The 14,883-nt window shown below is 60.8% G+C and carries 16 protein-coding genes; 14 read left to right on the top strand and 2 right to left on the bottom strand.

What is annotated here, in order from left to right; all coding sequences use genetic code 11:
* The 14 genes from alr (at position 1) to rarD (ending at position 12,178) form a co-directional block, all read left to right on the top strand.
* The gene (alr, locus tag FGF54_RS03985) at positions 1-1,176 is read left to right on the top strand and encodes an alanine racemase (protein WP_142778983.1); all 1,176 of its coding nucleotides are present in this window, start codon (positions 1-3) and stop codon (positions 1,174-1,176) included.
* Positions 1,177-1,241: 65 nt separating this feature from the next.
* Positions 1,242-1,511: a type II toxin-antitoxin system ParD family antitoxin gene (locus FGF54_RS03980; protein WP_127757618.1), complete on the top strand. Its 270-nt coding sequence runs from the start codon at positions 1,242-1,244 to the stop codon at positions 1,509-1,511.
* The gene (locus tag FGF54_RS03975; RefSeq protein WP_246666954.1) at positions 1,477-1,818 is read left to right on the top strand and encodes a type II toxin-antitoxin system RelE/ParE family toxin; all 342 of its coding nucleotides are present in this window, start codon (positions 1,477-1,479) and stop codon (positions 1,816-1,818) included. The genes FGF54_RS03980 and FGF54_RS03975 overlap by 35 nt, the downstream gene beginning before the upstream one ends.
* Before the next feature lie 6 nt (positions 1,819-1,824).
* Entirely contained in the window at positions 1,825-3,231 is a 1,407-nt protein-coding gene (gene radA / locus FGF54_RS03970) for a DNA repair protein RadA (RefSeq protein ID WP_003520708.1), read from the top strand.
* Between the two features lie 89 nt (positions 3,232-3,320).
* A complete protein-coding gene (locus tag FGF54_RS03965) occupies positions 3,321-3,908 on the top strand; it encodes a CvpA family protein (RefSeq protein ID WP_035261832.1) in 588 nt (195 codons plus the stop codon).
* Positions 3,909-4,046: 138 nt separating this feature from the next.
* Positions 4,047-5,555, top strand: coding sequence for an amidophosphoribosyltransferase (gene purF, locus FGF54_RS03960; RefSeq protein WP_003520704.1), 1,509 nt, complete (start codon positions 4,047-4,049; stop codon positions 5,553-5,555).
* 146 nt (positions 5,556-5,701) lie between these two features.
* A complete protein-coding gene (locus FGF54_RS03955; protein ID WP_142778982.1) occupies positions 5,702-6,460 on the top strand; it encodes an SDR family NAD(P)-dependent oxidoreductase in 759 nt (252 codons plus the stop codon).
* Between the two features lie 217 nt (positions 6,461-6,677).
* Positions 6,678-8,063 carry a cysteine--tRNA ligase gene (gene cysS / locus FGF54_RS03950; protein ID WP_142778981.1) on the top strand — a complete coding sequence of 462 codons (1,386 nt, stop codon included), beginning with the start codon at positions 6,678-6,680 and terminating at the stop codon, positions 8,061-8,063.
* A 312-nt stretch (positions 8,064-8,375) separates the two neighbouring features.
* On the top strand, positions 8,376-8,684 hold the full coding sequence (locus FGF54_RS03940) for an endonuclease domain-containing protein (protein WP_246666953.1): 309 nt from the start codon (positions 8,376-8,378) through the stop codon (positions 8,682-8,684).
* Positions 8,681-9,154: a GFA family protein gene (locus FGF54_RS03935; RefSeq protein ID WP_003520697.1), complete on the top strand. Its 474-nt coding sequence runs from the start codon at positions 8,681-8,683 to the stop codon at positions 9,152-9,154. Before FGF54_RS03940 ends, FGF54_RS03935 begins: the two co-directional genes overlap by 4 nt.
* A complete protein-coding gene (locus FGF54_RS03930) occupies positions 9,154-9,618 on the top strand; it encodes a GFA family protein (protein WP_142780128.1) in 465 nt (154 codons plus the stop codon). Before FGF54_RS03935 ends, FGF54_RS03930 begins: the two co-directional genes overlap by 1 nt.
* On the top strand, positions 9,615-10,100 hold the full coding sequence (locus FGF54_RS03925) for a GFA family protein (RefSeq protein ID WP_142778979.1): 486 nt from the start codon (positions 9,615-9,617) through the stop codon (positions 10,098-10,100). Before FGF54_RS03930 ends, FGF54_RS03925 begins: the two co-directional genes overlap by 4 nt.
* Complete coding sequence (gene pip / locus FGF54_RS03920) at positions 10,097-11,053, top strand: prolyl aminopeptidase (protein ID WP_142778978.1); 957 nt, start codon at positions 10,097-10,099, stop codon at positions 11,051-11,053. The genes FGF54_RS03925 and pip overlap by 4 nt, the downstream gene beginning before the upstream one ends.
* A gap of 216 nt (positions 11,054-11,269) precedes the next feature.
* The gene (rarD, locus tag FGF54_RS03915) at positions 11,270-12,178 is read left to right on the top strand and encodes an EamA family transporter RarD (protein WP_035237103.1); all 909 of its coding nucleotides are present in this window, start codon (positions 11,270-11,272) and stop codon (positions 12,176-12,178) included.
* A 54-nt stretch (positions 12,179-12,232) separates the two neighbouring features.
* On the opposite strand, the gene FGF54_RS03910 is transcribed toward rarD, so the two are convergent.
* Positions 12,233-13,993 carry a penicillin-binding protein 2 gene (locus tag FGF54_RS03910; protein WP_142778977.1) on the bottom strand — a complete coding sequence of 587 codons (1,761 nt, stop codon included), beginning with the start codon at positions 13,991-13,993 and terminating at the stop codon, positions 12,233-12,235.
* 251 nt (positions 13,994-14,244) lie between these two features.
* Positions 14,245-14,865, bottom strand: a complete 621-nt coding sequence (locus FGF54_RS03905; protein WP_003520687.1) for a TIGR00730 family Rossman fold protein — start codon at positions 14,863-14,865, stop codon at positions 14,245-14,247.
* Between the last annotated feature and the right edge of the window lie 18 nt (positions 14,866-14,883).

Here is a 14,883-nt window from a genome sequence, read left to right as displayed (position 1 = left end):
ATGACAGACGACTTCGAAGACAGCTTTCCCGAAAACGAAACCGACATTTTCGAGCACGCGCCGCTGAGGCTGACCGTCGATCTCGGCGCGCTCGCCGATAATTGGCGGGACATGAAAAAGCGGTCCGGCAAGGCGCGGACGGCGGCTGTCGTCAAGGCCGATGCCTATGGTCTCGGTATCGAGGATTGCGGAGCGACGCTTTACCATGCCGGTGCGCGGGATTTCTTCGTGGCGACGGTGGCTGAGGGTGCGACCCTGCGCTCCTATGCCCCGGAAGCGCGCATCTTCGTGCTGTCAGGCATATGGCAGGGTCAGGAACGGCAGGTCTTCGACAACGATCTGGTGCCGATTCTGGCTTCCGAGGAGCAGCTGTCCTTCTGGATGGCGACGGTTGCCGAGCGCGGCGACCACCCCTGCGCGCTGCATGTCGATACCGGTTTCAACCGGCTCGGACTGCCACTCGAGGACGCGCTGTTTCTGGCCGACGACGTGACGCGGCCGGCGAGTTTCGATCCGGTTCTGGTGCTGTCGCACCTCGCCTGCGCCGACACGCCCTCCTCGCCAATGAACAGGGTTCAGCTCGAATCATTCCGGAAGGTTAGCGCCGCTTTCGAAGGCATCGAATCAAGCCTCTCGGCTTCCGCCGGTATCTTCCTCGGCTCGGACTATCATTTCGACCTCACCCGTCCCGGCATCGCCCTTTATGGCGGCGAAGCGGTCAACGGCATGGCGAACCCGATGCGGCCCGTCGCCACAGCCGAAGCGCGGATCATCCAGATTCGCGAAGCGGGCGAAGGTCAGACCGTGAGTTATGGCGGCACCTTCCTGCTGAAACGCGCAAGCCGCCTTGCCATCGCGTCCGTAGGTTATGCCGATGGATATCAGCGTTCGCTTTCCGGTTCCGGCATTCCGCTGCGCGAAATGGGCCATGGCGGCGCCTATGGCGTCGTCAACGGCCACAGGGTGCCGGTCGCTGGCCGTGTGACCATGGACCTCACCATTTTCGACGTGACGGATATTCCGGCCAATGCCATCCGTGCCGGCGACTATATCGAGCTTTTCGGCCCCAATGTGCCGGTCGATGAGACCGCGCGGGCGGCCGGCACCATCGGTTACGAGATGCTGACGGGGCTCGGCCTGCGTTACGAGCGGCAATATCTGATGGCCGACGACTGAGCCACGCCTTTGGCCCTTGGAAAGCTGCGGCGACCTGTGCTAGAAGAGAACAAAAGGAGATCGAAATGCCCGAAATCCATTTGAGCGAGCAGGACGAAAAGTTCATCGAGGAGCAGGTGGCGGCGGGCATCTACAGCGATGCGGACGCGGTTATTCATGCGAGCCTGCAATTGCTGAGCAGTGACGAAGGCAAGAGAGCCGCCCTTAAATTGCTGATACAGGAGGGCATTGATGATGCGGAAGCCGGACGGGTTCACCGTTATGCCTCCCAAGACGACTTTCTGAGCGATATCAAACGCGTTGCTGCGCAACAAAAAACGGGGATCGATCATTAAGATTCGGATCCCTGTATGGACCACGAGGGCGAGGCGCGATCTCGTTGACGATCATGCCTATATCGAGACTGAAAATCCCCTTGCTGCGGATCGCCTCGTTCTCGATATCTACAATAAAATCGAATCGACGGCGGCACTTGGTTTGACCGGCGTTTCAAGAAGCGGATACGGCGTTGGGATTCGCAGTATTCCGTACCGGGAGCGCGTAATTTTCTTTCGTGTCAGCGATAGCGAGCTTACCGTCATGCGCGTGCTTCACGGCCATCAGGACATCTCCGCCGACCATTTCAAACAAGAAGAAAACTGACACAAGATGGCCAAAGCCAAGACCCAATTTGTGTGCCAGAACTGCGGCACGGTTCACACCCGCTGGGCGGGAAAATGCGAAGGCTGCGGCGAATGGAACACCATCGTCGAGGAAGACCCGATGGGCGGCATCGGCTCCGGGCCGGGCAAGACACCCAAGAAGGGTCGGCCTGTCACCCTCACCTCGCTTTCCGGCGAGATCGAAGAGGCGCCGCGTATCCCGACCGGTATCAGCGAACTCGACCGGGCGACCGGCGGCGGTTTCGTGCGCGGTTCGGCGGTTCTGATCGGCGGCGATCCAGGCATCGGCAAATCGACGCTCCTCATGCAGGCAGCGGCGGCTCTTTCGCGGCGCGGGCATCGCATCATCTATGTCTCTGGTGAAGAGGCGGTGGCGCAGGTGCGCCTGCGCGCGCAGCGTCTCGGGGCTGCGGAAACCGATGTGCTGCTGGCGGCGGAAACCAATGTCGAGGATATTCTGGCGACGATTTCCGAAGGCAAGCGGCCTGATCTCGTCATCATCGATTCCATTCAGACGCTGTGGAGCGATACGGCCGATTCCGCCCCCGGCACGGTGACGCAGGTGCGTACCGGCGTGCAGGCGATGATCCGTTTCGCCAAGCAGACCGGCGCGACCATGGTGCTCGTCGGCCATGTCACCAAGGAAGGCCAGATCGCCGGTCCGCGCGTGGTCGAGCACATGGTCGATGCCGTGCTTTATTTCGAAGGCGACCGCGGACATCACCATCGCATTCTGCGCACCGTCAAGAATCGCTTCGGGCCGACCGATGAAATCGGTGTTTTCGAAATGTCGGATCGCGGCCTTCGGGAAGTCTCCAACCCCTCCGAACTGTTTCTCGGCGAGCGCAACGAAAAGTCGCCGGGTGCTGCGGTTTTTGCCGGCATCGAGGGCACGCGGCCCGTGCTTGTCGAGGTGCAGGCACTAGTCGCTGCCACTTCGCTGGGTACGCCGCGTCGCGCCGTGGTAGGTTGGGACAGTTCACGGCTCGCGATGATTCTGGCCGTGCTGGAGGCCCATTGCGGCGTGAAACTCGGCCAGCATGATGTCTATCTGAATGTCGCCGGCGGCTACCGCATTTCCGAACCGGCCGCCGATATGGCGATTGCCTCGGCGCTGGTTTCATCGCTTGCCGGGCTTGCCCTGCCCGCCGATTGTGTTTATTTCGGCGAAATCAGCCTGTCGGGTGCGGTTCGGCCGGTCTCGCATACGGGCCAGCGATTGAAAGAAGCTGAAAAACTCGGCTTTTCCGCCGCACTTCTGCCTTCTGCTTCGGCTGAATTGCCGAAAGGCGGCAAGGGACGCTGGACGGAAATCGAAAGCCTTCCGGACCTCGTGGCCCGCATCGCCGGCTCCGGCAACCGGTTCAAACAGGTTGAGGACGACGAATATTGATCCTTTCGCCAAGGGAAACAGTGGTGTAAGAGGATCGCAAAATTGGCAAGGCAGCGTCTGACAAGGCGTCGCACCTCCGGAGTTGGTATATGCCCATTACAATTTTCGACGGCATCGTCATCGCCGTTGTTCTTTTCTCCGCCCTTCTTGCAATGGTGCGCGGTTTTTCACGCGAGATTCTGTCGATTGCGAGCTGGGGCGGTTCGGTCGCCGCTGCCTATTATCTCTATCCGGTCCTGCTGCCCTATGCGCGCAACTATACCGATGACGACAAGATCGCCATTGCCGGTTCGGCAGGCGTGGTCTTCCTCGTCTCGCTGATCGTGATTTCCTTCATCACCTCGCGCATTGCCGATTTCATCATCGACAGCCGCATCGGCGCTTTGGATCGCACGCTCGGTTTCCTGTTCGGCGCGGCGCGCGGCATTCTGCTGCTTGTCGTCGCGGTCGCCTTCTGGAACTGGCTGGTGGATGTGAAGACGCAGCCGGAATGGGTGACACAGGCGAAGTCCAAGCCCTTCCTCGACGGGCTGGTGGGCAAGCTGGAGGCGGTTCTGCCTGACGATATCGAACCGCAGATCCGCGCCCGTATTCTCGGAAAACCGCAGGAGCCGGCGGCCACGCAGGCGCCTGCGGAAGATGTGCCGGCAACAAATCCGCCGGCAACGAATAATTGACACAGTGTCGCGCCTTGCAATGCATGCAAGGCGCGCTATTTGTGCTAAATATCAAGCACGACACAGACGGACCGACCGGGGGAAATACTCACCGGAGAGGTCTTTCTTTTTTCTCGGTAGAGAGCAAGGGCAAGCCGGATGATTGAGCCGCTTTCGCATTCCCCGTTCCCTGGGGCCACTTTCAAGGAAGAGATCGACGGCGACACGCTGCATGAAGAATGCGGCGTGTTCGGCATTCTCGGCCATGCCGACGCCTCGGCGCTGACCGCTCTCGGCCTGCATGCGCTTCAGCATCGCGGCCAGGAAGCAGCAGGCATCGTCTCCTTCGACGGCAAGCGTTTCCATCAGGAACGCCATATGGGCCTCGTCGGCGATCATTATACCGATCCGGCAACCCTTGCCCGCCTGCCCGGCTCCATCGCGATTGGCCACACCCGTTATTCCACGACCGGCGAAGTGGCGATGCGCAACGTGCAGCCGCTATTTGCCGAGCTGGAAGAAGGCGGCATTTCCATTGCCCATAACGGCAACTTCACCAACGGCCTGACGCTGCGCCGCCAGATCATCGCCACCGGCGCCATCTGTCAGTCTACCTCCGATACCGAAGTCGTCCTTCACCTCATCGCCCGCTCGCGCCACTCCTCCACAGCCGATCGTTTCATCGACGCCATCAGGCAGATGGAAGGCGGTTATTCGATGCTGGCGATGACGCGCACCAAGCTGATAGCTGCCCGCGACCCGATCGGCATCCGCCCGCTGGTCATGGGCGAGCTTGATGGCAAGCCGATCTTCTGCTCGGAAACCTGCGCTCTCGACATCATCGGTGCGAAGTTCGTGCGCGACGTGGAAAACGGCGAAGTCATCATCTGCGAAATCCAGCCTGATGGTTCGATCACCATCGATGCGCGCAAGCCCTCGAAGCCGCAGCCGGAGCGTCTCTGCCTGTTCGAATATGTCTATTTCGCCCGCCCCGATTCCGTCGTCGGCGGCCGCAACGTCTATACGACGCGCAAGAACATGGGCATGAACCTGGCCAAGGAAGCCCCGCTGGAAGCCGATGTGGTGGTTCCGGTTCCCGATGGCGGCACGCCGGCAGCACTCGGTTTTGCGCAGGAAAGCGGTATTCCTTTCGAATACGGCATCATCCGCAACCATTATGTCGGCCGCACCTTCATCGAGCCGACGCAGCAGATCCGCGCTTTCGGCGTCAAGCTCAAGCATTCCGCCAACCGGGCGATGATCGAGGGCAAGCGCGTGGTGCTGGTGGATGATTCCATCGTGCGCGGCACGACCTCGGTGAAGATCGTGCAGATGATCCGTGAGGCGGGCGCCAAGGAAGTTCATATCCGCGTCGCCAGCCCGATGATCTTCCATCCGGACTTCTACGGCATCGACACGCCGGACGCAGACAAGCTGCTCGCCAACCAATATGCCGATGTCGAGGCGATGGCGAAATATATCGGCGCCGATTCGCTGGCCTTCCTGTCCATCGACGGACTTTACCGCGCCGTTGGCGGCGAAAACCGCAACCCGGCCCGTCCGCAGTTCACGGACCATTATTTTACCGGCGATTATCCGACCCGCCTTCTCGACCAGAACGGCGAGGCGATGGGAAGCAAGATTTCCATGCTGGCCAGCAACGGCTGATACGCCTCACACAAAGCGGCCATCCGGCTTCCGGTGGCCGCTTTTTTCTTGCCTTTTGTTCAGGCCCTAGCATGCGACGATATGATCGCTTGCGGAAAGCCAGCGGCGCTTCGTAGAAGGAAGCGCAATCAATTCCGGGGGAGACAATGACTACCGATCTGAAGGGGACTATCGATCTCAAGGGCCGCATCGCTCTCGTTACCGGCGCATCGCGCGGCATCGGCTATTTCACGGCGCTGGAGCTGGCCAAGGCCGGGGCGCATGTCATCGCCTGCGCCCGCACGCTGGGCGGCCTTGAGGAGCTGGACGACGCCATAAAGGCCGTCGGCGGCACGGCGACGCTCGTTCCCTTCGATCTCTCCGACATGAAAGCCATCGATGCGCTGGGCGCGAATATCTTCGAGCGCTGGGGCAAGCTCGATATTCTCGTCGCCAATGCCGGCGTTCTCGGCGTCATCTCGCCGGTCGGCCATATCGAGGCGAAAGTCTTCGAAAGGGTCATGAACATCAACGTCACCGCCACCTGGCGGCTGATCCGCTCGGTCGAGCCGCTGCTTCTGAAGTCGGATGCCGGCCGCGCGCTGATCCTGTCTTCGGGCGCCGCCCATAGCTGTCGCCCCTTCTGGGGCGTCTATTCTACCTCCAAGGCGGCAGTCGAAGCGCTGGCCCGCACCTGGGCGGCGGAAACGCAGAAGAGCGCCCTTCGCGTCAACAGCATCAATCCCGGTGCGACACGCACGGCGATGCGTGCGCAGGCCATGCCCGGCGAAGACCCGGCCACCGTGCCGCATCCATCAGAGGTGGCCGCGGCCATTCTTCCGCTCGCCTCGCCCGATCTGACCGAAACCGGCAAGCTCTTCCTCGTGCGCGAGGGAAAATTCGTGGACTACCGCCAGCCGGAGTGAATATTTTCCGCTCGGAGCGGCGATTTGGCCACCACGGTTGCTCTTGACCGGGCCGCACCGCCGCGCCATAAAGCAAGATATGAGAACGATGATCTGCACCTGCTGCTGAGATTTTTTTTGCTGGTTCGCCACCGGCCAGATCGTTTTCGTCTCCCGCAAGGTCAAGAAAGATAAACGTTCCGGCCAGGATAATATTCTGCCTTTAGGGAACTGCCGCATGTCCTTGCGCCTGAAATTTCACAATACACTCACACGCGAAAAAGCGGAATTTGCACCGATCGACGCTGACAATGTGCGCATGTATGTCTGCGGCCCGACGGTTTATGATTTTGCCCATATCGGCAATGCGCGCCCGGTCATCGTGTTCGATGTTCTCTACCGGCTGCTGTGCCACGTCTTTGGCGAAGACCATGTGACCTATGCCCGCAACATCACCGACCTCGACGACAAGATCAATGCGCGGGCGCTGAGGGATTATCCGCATCTGCCGCTGAACGACGCCATCCATGCGGTGACGAAAAAGACCGCCGACCAGTTCCATGAGGATGTGGCCACGCTCGGCTGCCTTCCGCCGACCGTCGAACCGCGCGCCACCGACTATATCGCGGAAATGATCGACCTCATCGAGAAGCTGATCGCCCGCGGCCATGCCTATACGGCCGGCGGTGAGGTGTTGTTCGACACCCGCTCGATGACCGATTACGGCCAGCTTTCCAAGCGGCCGCTGGACGAGCAGCAGGCCGGCGCGCGCGTGGCGGTGGAAGCCCACAAGAAGACCCCCGGCGATTTCGTGCTGTGGAAACTGTCCTCGGATAATGAGCCCGGCTGGGAAAGCCCGTGGGGGCGCGGCCGTCCGGGCTGGCACATCGAATGCTCGGCCATGGCCGGTCGCTACCTCGGCGAGGTCTTCGATATTCACGGCGGCGGGCTCGACCTCATCTTCCCGCACCATGAGAACGAAATTGCGCAATCGCGTTGCGCCAATGGCACGCATGTCATGGCCAATGTGTGGATGCATAACGGCTTCGTGCAGGTGGAAGGCCGCAAGATGTCGAAGTCCGAGGGCAACTTCGTGACGATCTACGAATTGCTGCACACGGAGAAATTCGGCGGCCGGAAATGGCCCGGCGAGGTTCTGCGCCTTGCCATGCTGATGACGCATTATCGCGAGCCGATCGATTTTTCGGTGAAGCGTCTGGAAGAAGCCGAACGCCTGCTCGCCAAATGGCCAGCGGCGGAAGCCTCCGATGCTGCACCGGATGAAACCGTGCTCGAAGCGCTTGCCGACGATCTCAATACCGTTGCGGCCGTGCAGGCGCTGCATGCGCTGGCGCATGCCGCCAACACCGATCCATCGAGGCTGCCCGCCTTTGCGGCTAGTGCTGCCCTGCTGGGTGTCCTGCCGAAGAAGGCGGAAATGGACGAGGCCATCGTTTCGGCCGTCGATGCGCTGGTGCAGCTGCGTCTGGAAATGTTGAAGGCGAAGAACTTTGCGGAAGCGGATCGTTTGCGCGATGAGCTTTCTGAGAAGGGCATTCAGTTGAAGGATGGCAAGGACAAGGAGACCGGGGAGCGGACGACGACGTGGGAGTTGAAGCGGTAGGCTCCGCGTTCGAGGCTCACCCCCCCTCTGCCCTGCCGGGCATCTCCCCCTCAAGGGGGGAGATCGGCAGGAGGCGCTACGATCACTTCATTCTCAAGCTCCGAGATGGGTGAGACCTTGCCGCAGATCGATCTCCCCCCTTGAGGGGGAGATGCCCGGCAGGGCAGAGGGGGGTAAGCCCCACGACACGCCCTTGCTTTCGACCACGCCATACTCCAATCTCGCGGCGCCCCATCAAGCCGCGAGCATCCTGTGCCCCACGCCAAGGTCAATCCTCAACATCGGTCACACGCCCGACAGATGCGAAAGGCCATGACCGACGCAGAACTGAAGTTCTGGAACGCCGTCCGCGCTCACCGCCTTGACGGCATGTCTTTCAGACGCCAGCTACCGGTCGCCGGATATATCGTTGATTTCGCTTGCCCCTCGCATAAGATCATTGTCGAACTGGACGGGTTTCAGCACGCGGACGACGCTGCGGCAGCCTATGACCGAGAGAGAACACGCACGTTTGAGGAACTTGGCTGGACAGTCCTCCGTTTCTGGAACGAGGATATCCTCAGAGACATCGACAATGTCTGTCTCCACATTATCCGAACGGTGAAGGAGGACCGAGCATGACGACATATACCGGCGGATGCCAGTGCGGCGCGATCCGTTTTCGCGCCTCCGGTGAACTGAAAGACAGTTCCATATGCCATTGCCGCATGTGCCAGAAGGCTTTCGGGGCCTATTACGCGCCGCTGGTTTCGGTGCGCGGCGTGGAATTCGAATGGACGCGGGGAGAGCCGAAACGCTTCCAGTCCTCCAGCGTCGTCAAGCGCGGTTTCTGCCCTGAATGCGGAACTCCGCTGACTTATGAAGCGCCTGACGGTGTGGCGGTGGCGGCCGGGGCCTTTGACGATCCCGCCGCGTTGCCGCCGACCATTCAGTGGGGAGTGGAACGCAAGATCGATTTCGTCGACACGCTTCACACGCTGCCTGCCGTTGCCACCGAAGACGACCTGACGCAGGTGGATTACCTCGCCGATCTCGTTTCCTACCAGCATCCCGACCACGACACTGAAAACTGGCCACCGGAGAACAGATGATGAGCGAAGCGGAATTTTCCGGCGGATGCCAGTGCGGCGCCGTGCGTTTCCATGCGGGCAAGCTTGGCCGGGCCTCCATCTGCCATTGCCGCATGTGCCAGAAACATTTCGGCAATTTCTTCGGCGCGCTGGTCAGCGCCGATCAGGCGCATCTGATCTGGACGCGCGGCCAGCCGTCCCTCTTCCGCTCCTCGGCAAAAATCCATCGCGGTTTCTGCAACAAATGCGGCACGCCGCTGACCTATCATTATCCCGGCGGCGTGGAGATAGCCATCGGCGCTTTCGATGAGCCCGAGCGGATCGAGCCGCAGGTGCAGGTCAATTTCCACAAGCGCATGCCGTGGATCGAGCAGCTGTTCGGCAAACCGGCCGTGGAACAGGGCGTAGACGAGGCGGAGATCACCTCCTATCAGCACCCGGATCACGACACGCAGGTCTGGCCGCCGGAAGACGGTCGCGCATGAGCGGGGCCGAGGGTTTCAGCGGCGGATGCCAATGCGGCGCGGTGCGTTATCGGATAGAAGGCGGTCTTCGTTATCCGCATCTGTGCCATTGCCGCATGTGCCAGAAGGCATCGGGCAATTATTTCATGCCGCTTGCCGCAAGTACGCTTACGCAGTTTGAAATGACCCGTGGCGAAGCGGCGTGGTTCCAGTCCTCCGATCACGTGCGCCGCGGTTTCTGCGGCCGATGCGGCACGCCGCTGTTCTACGACATGCCAGGCGCCGATTTCATCAATATCACCCTCGGTTCTCTGGACGAACCCCAGCGGGTAAGACCCGAGGCGCAATCCAATCTCGCCGGCAAAATGCACTGGTTCGGCGCACTCGATGGCTTGCCGGTCGAGCCGGAACCTGCAACGGATAGCCCTCCCCCTCGGGTGAAAAATTGCCAGCACCCGGACCATGATACGGCCGAATGGCCAGCGAAGGACGATGACCCATGACCGAAGAATTGCGCGGCCTTTACCCCGAGATCGAACCCTTCGAGACAGGCATGCTCGATGTCGGGGACGGCCACACGATTTATTGGGAACGGGTGGGCACGCGCGGTGGAAAACCGGCGGTATTCCTGCATGGCGGTCCGGGCGGCGGGGTGAACCCCACGCATCGCCGCGTTTTCGATCCCGCCCTTTACGACGTCATCCTGTTCGATCAGCGCGGCTGCGGCCGCTCCACGCCGCATGCGGAGCTTGAAGCCAACACCACATGGCATCTCGTTGCCGATATCGAAAGGCTGCGCGAACTCTGCGGCTTCGAAAAATGGCTGGTTTTCGGCGGTTCCTGGGGCTCGACGCTGGCGCTCGCCTATGCCGAGACCCATCCCGACCGCGTCAGCGAGCTGGTTCTGCGCGGCATCTACACCGTCACCAGGCCGGAACTGGACTGGTACTACCAGTTCGGCGTTTCCGAAATGTATCCGGATCAGTGGGAAAAATTCATCGCACCCATCCCGCAGGCCGAACGCGGCGAGATGATGCAGGCCTATAACCGCTATCTCACCGGCACCGACGAGGCGAAGAAACTCGAATGCGCCAAGGCATGGAGCCAGTGGGAAGGGGCGACCATCTCGCTCGTCAGCGATCCCGACCGGGTCGAGGATTTCGGCGAGGATAAATACGCCATCGCTTTCGCCCGCATCGAGAACCACTTCTTCGTCAATGGCAGCTGGCTGGAGGAAGGGCAATTGCTGCGCGACGCCGGCAAACTGAAAGATATCCCCGGCGTCATCGTTCATGGGCGTTATGACATGCCCTGCCCGCTGAAATATGCCTGGCAGCTGGCCAAGGCCTGGCCGAAGGCGGATTTCCATATCGTCGAGGCGGCCGGACACGCGATGAGCGAGCCGGGCATTCTTGACCAACTGATCCGCGCCAACGACCGTTTTGCCGGGAAATAACCAGTCCTTTCAGCGCCTTGCGACGGCCGGATAAGACAATGATTCACGCGGGGCTTCCTGCGTGAATCATGTCCTCCCGTCGCGGGGCAGCCCATTTCAAGGGCAGCGCGCCTTTTATTCATGCAGTTTTTCTCATGGACCCTTCACGGAAATGAATTGGCCGCCACTGTGGCGATCCGTTATAAAACGCTATCCGAACAATTGGCGGTACTCCCCATGGCACTCGACAAATCGCTCCCGGCCCAGGAGGGCGGCGACAGCGCGCGCGGTTTTGCTTTCGCGCTTTCCGCTTATCTGCTCTGGGGGTTTCTTCCCTTTTACATGAAGGCGGTTGCGCATATTTCGCCGATCGAGGTCATCGTCCATCGCGTCGTCTGGTCGGTGCCGATTGCGGCGGTCGTGCTGATTGCGCTCGGGCGCACGGCGGAAATCAGAACCGCGCTCAGAACCCCGAAGATGCTGGCGATGGCCAGCCTGACGGCCATCCTCATCAGCATCAACTGGGGCGTCTATATCTGGGCGATTGGCGCAGGTCGCGCGCTCGATGCCGCGCTTGGCTACTTCATCAATCCGCTGTTCAGCATTTTCCTCGGTGCGGTTCTGCTCAAGGAAAAGCTTTATCCGGCGCAGATCGCCGCCATCGGCCTCGTGGCGCTGGCGGTGGCCATCCTCACCTGGCATGCGGGCAGCCTGCCCTGGGTGTCCATCGCACTCACCGTGTCCTGGGGTTTTTACGCCTTTTTCCGCAAGACTTTGCCGATTGGCGCGACGCAGGGCTTCCTGCTGGAAGTCATGCTTCTGTCCATCCCCGCTGTGCTGGTGATGATCTGGCTTGCCTTCAACGGACAGGCGCATTTCATGGGCGGCAATTCCGCCGATACCTGGCTTCTGGCGACAAGCGGGCTCATCACGGCCGTGCCGCTCATCCTCTATGGCAATGGCGCGAAACTGCTGCGGCTGTCGACCATCGGCATCATGCAATATATCGCGCCGACGATGATCTTCCTCATCGCCATCTTCGTCTTCAAGGAGCCGTTCGACATGGTGCGCATGGCCGCCTTTGCGATGATCTGGGTGGCGCTGGCGATCTATACCGGCTCCAGCCTGCTGCGGCTCAAGCGGTAATCCGGGCTGCGTCCCTCATTCCTTTGCTCATCACGGGAATGGGGAGAAGTGGCGTCAATAATCCACCAGCAATTGCGGGTTGGCATCGTAACCGAAACGCGGTTTGACGCCGAGAAGGCCCGCTGTCTGGGCGATGATTTCGCGGGTCATGGGGGCTGCGGTGGAGGCCGCCGTGCGCCCGCCGTTCACGCCGGTCCTCGGGGCGTCGATCATCGTCAGCACGACATATTTCGGCTTGTGCATGGGAAAACCGGCCACGAAGGCGTTGAAATTGATATCCTTGGCGTAACGGCCATTGATCACCTTGTCGGCGGTTCCGGTCTTGCCGCCCACATGAAATCCTTCCACCTGCGCGCCACGGCCGGAACCCTTGATGCCGTTCCAGTTGAACAGGTAGCGCATATCGGCGCTCGTCCTGTCGTTGATGACGGTGCGCGCGACCGATGCGGCAGCCTCTTTCGAACGCGGCAGGAAGGTCGGCGAAATCAGGTTGCCGCCATTGATCAGCGCGGCAGCGGCCACCGCCGTCTGCAACGGCGTGGTGGCGACGCCATGGCCGAAGGAGATGGTGACGGAATTGATCTTCTTCCAGTTTTTCGGCTGGGTGGGTGTCGCCACCCCCGGCATTTCCGTGTCCATTCTGGTAAGCAGCCCGAGCTTCGTCAGGAACTGCTGGTGGCCTTCGACACCGACCTTGTCGGCCACCGCCGCCGTGCCGATATTCGATGAATATTGAAACACTTCCGGAATGGAGAGCGGCCGGTTCCGGCCTTTGAAGTCCTTGATGGTGAAGCCGCCCATGCGGATCGGCCGCGACGCATCCACCACCGAACCCAGCGTGATCGCTCCGGCATCCAGCCCCATGGCGAGCGTAAAGCTCTTGAAGGTGGAGCCCATCTCGAAGGTGGCGTTGCTCATCCGGTTGAACCAGCCCTTTTCGTACTCCTTGTCGATGCTGCCATCGGCAAGGGTGCGGGAAGGCTCGTTCGGATCGTAATCCGGCACGGAGGCCATGGCCAGCACTTCGCCTGTCTCGACATCGAGGATCACCGAACCTGCCGCTTCGGCCTGATAGGCGCTTTTCGCCTTCACGACCACTTCGCGGACGATGTTCTGTACCCTGAGATCGATGGAGAGCCGCACCGGCTCCAGCGGCGCGCCGCTGGCAAGACCCACGGCGCGCAGATCGGCCAGGCCCTGCTGGTCGAGGTAACGCTCCATGCCGGCAAGCCCCTGATTGTCGACATTGACGTGGCCGATAATGTGCGAAGCGGTGGGGCCGCCCGGATAAAACCTTCGCTTTTCCGGCCGGAAGCCGATGCCCGGTATTCCGAGATTGAGAATATCCGCCTGCTGCCGCGGCGTCAGCTGCCGTCGCAGCCACTGAAAACCGGTATCCGAGCGCAACCGGCGATGCGTTTCACGCCAGTCGAGATTGGGGATAACGGTCGCGAGTTTCTCCACCACCTCATCCGGATCGACGATCCGGCGCGGATCCGCATAGAGCGAGACCATGTTGAGGTCAGTCGCCAGAAGCGTGCCGTTGCGATCGACAATATCCGGCCGGGAGGCGACGGCGTTTGCGCCGGTATTGATCCATGCGGTCGCCACCGGTTCGGCAAGACCGTATTGGACGAGACGCGCGGCGACGACGCCATAGATGGCGACGAAGACGGCGATCAGGATGCCGAGCCTCATGCGCGCATCGACCCTGCGGCGGGCGGCGGAACCGAGGAGCGCCTCCCTGCCCTTCGCGGAATTTCTCTGAATAATAAAATGCGCCCGGCTTTTGAGCCGCACCACAAAAGCAATCATTTCCCGATGACACCCACTCTCATGGCGGCGAAACGAATTCCGCGACAACCAACGCCTTATTGAGGCTGGCACATGATCAGTCGTGGGGCCATGAAAAGAGCGGGCGGAACGATGCCGCCGTTAAATCTGTATTAATATACATTTAAAATTGTAACGAGCCGCCCGGGCGGCCGTTAACAATCGTCGCGCCGATCAGGATGAACAGACCGGAATTTAAGGCGAAAACCGCTTACGCTTTTCGCCGTCCCGGCCTAGAGGCGGGAAATCACCGAAGGATCGCCTTCCGGGTTCTGCTGCGCCAGCGCCCGGTCGATGATGGCGGGCACGATATCCTTCACCTCGTCGATGACGAGCGGGTTGAGAAGATGCGCGCGGTGGATGAAACCCTGATCGCGCATGTGCTGCACCAGTTCCAGCATCGGGTTCCAGAAACCGTTGATATTGGCGAAGACCATCGGCTTGGCATGGCGGCCGAGCTGCGCCCAGGTCATGATCTCGACGATCTCCTCCAGCGTGCCGACACCGCCCGGCAATGTCACGAAGGCATCGGAGCGCTCGAACATCATATGTTTGCGCTCATGCATGTCCTTGGTGATGACAAGCTCGTTCAATTGTCCGAGAGAATGGCGCGTCGCCTCCATATCGACCAGAAATTCCGGTATGATGCCGGTCACTTCGCCGCCATTGGAAAGAACGCCGCTGGCAACTGCGCCCATGATGCCCTTGGTGCCGCCGCCATAGACGAGGCGAATGCCGTTTTCGGCAATGGATTTCCCAAGCGCGCGGCCCGCTTCCATATGGGCCGGATCACGTCCGGGCTGGGAGCCGCAATAAACGCAGATGGATCGAATCGCTGTATTTTTGTCCGTCATGAAGGGAAGGAACTATGT

The sequence above is a fragment of the Agrobacterium sp. T29 genome (assembly GCF_006970545.1).
Taxonomy (GTDB): Bacteria; Pseudomonadota; Alphaproteobacteria; order Rhizobiales; family Rhizobiaceae; genus Agrobacterium; species Agrobacterium leguminum.
Note: the sequence above shows the minus strand (reverse complement) of the source record. Positions and strands in the feature narration are given on the sequence as shown.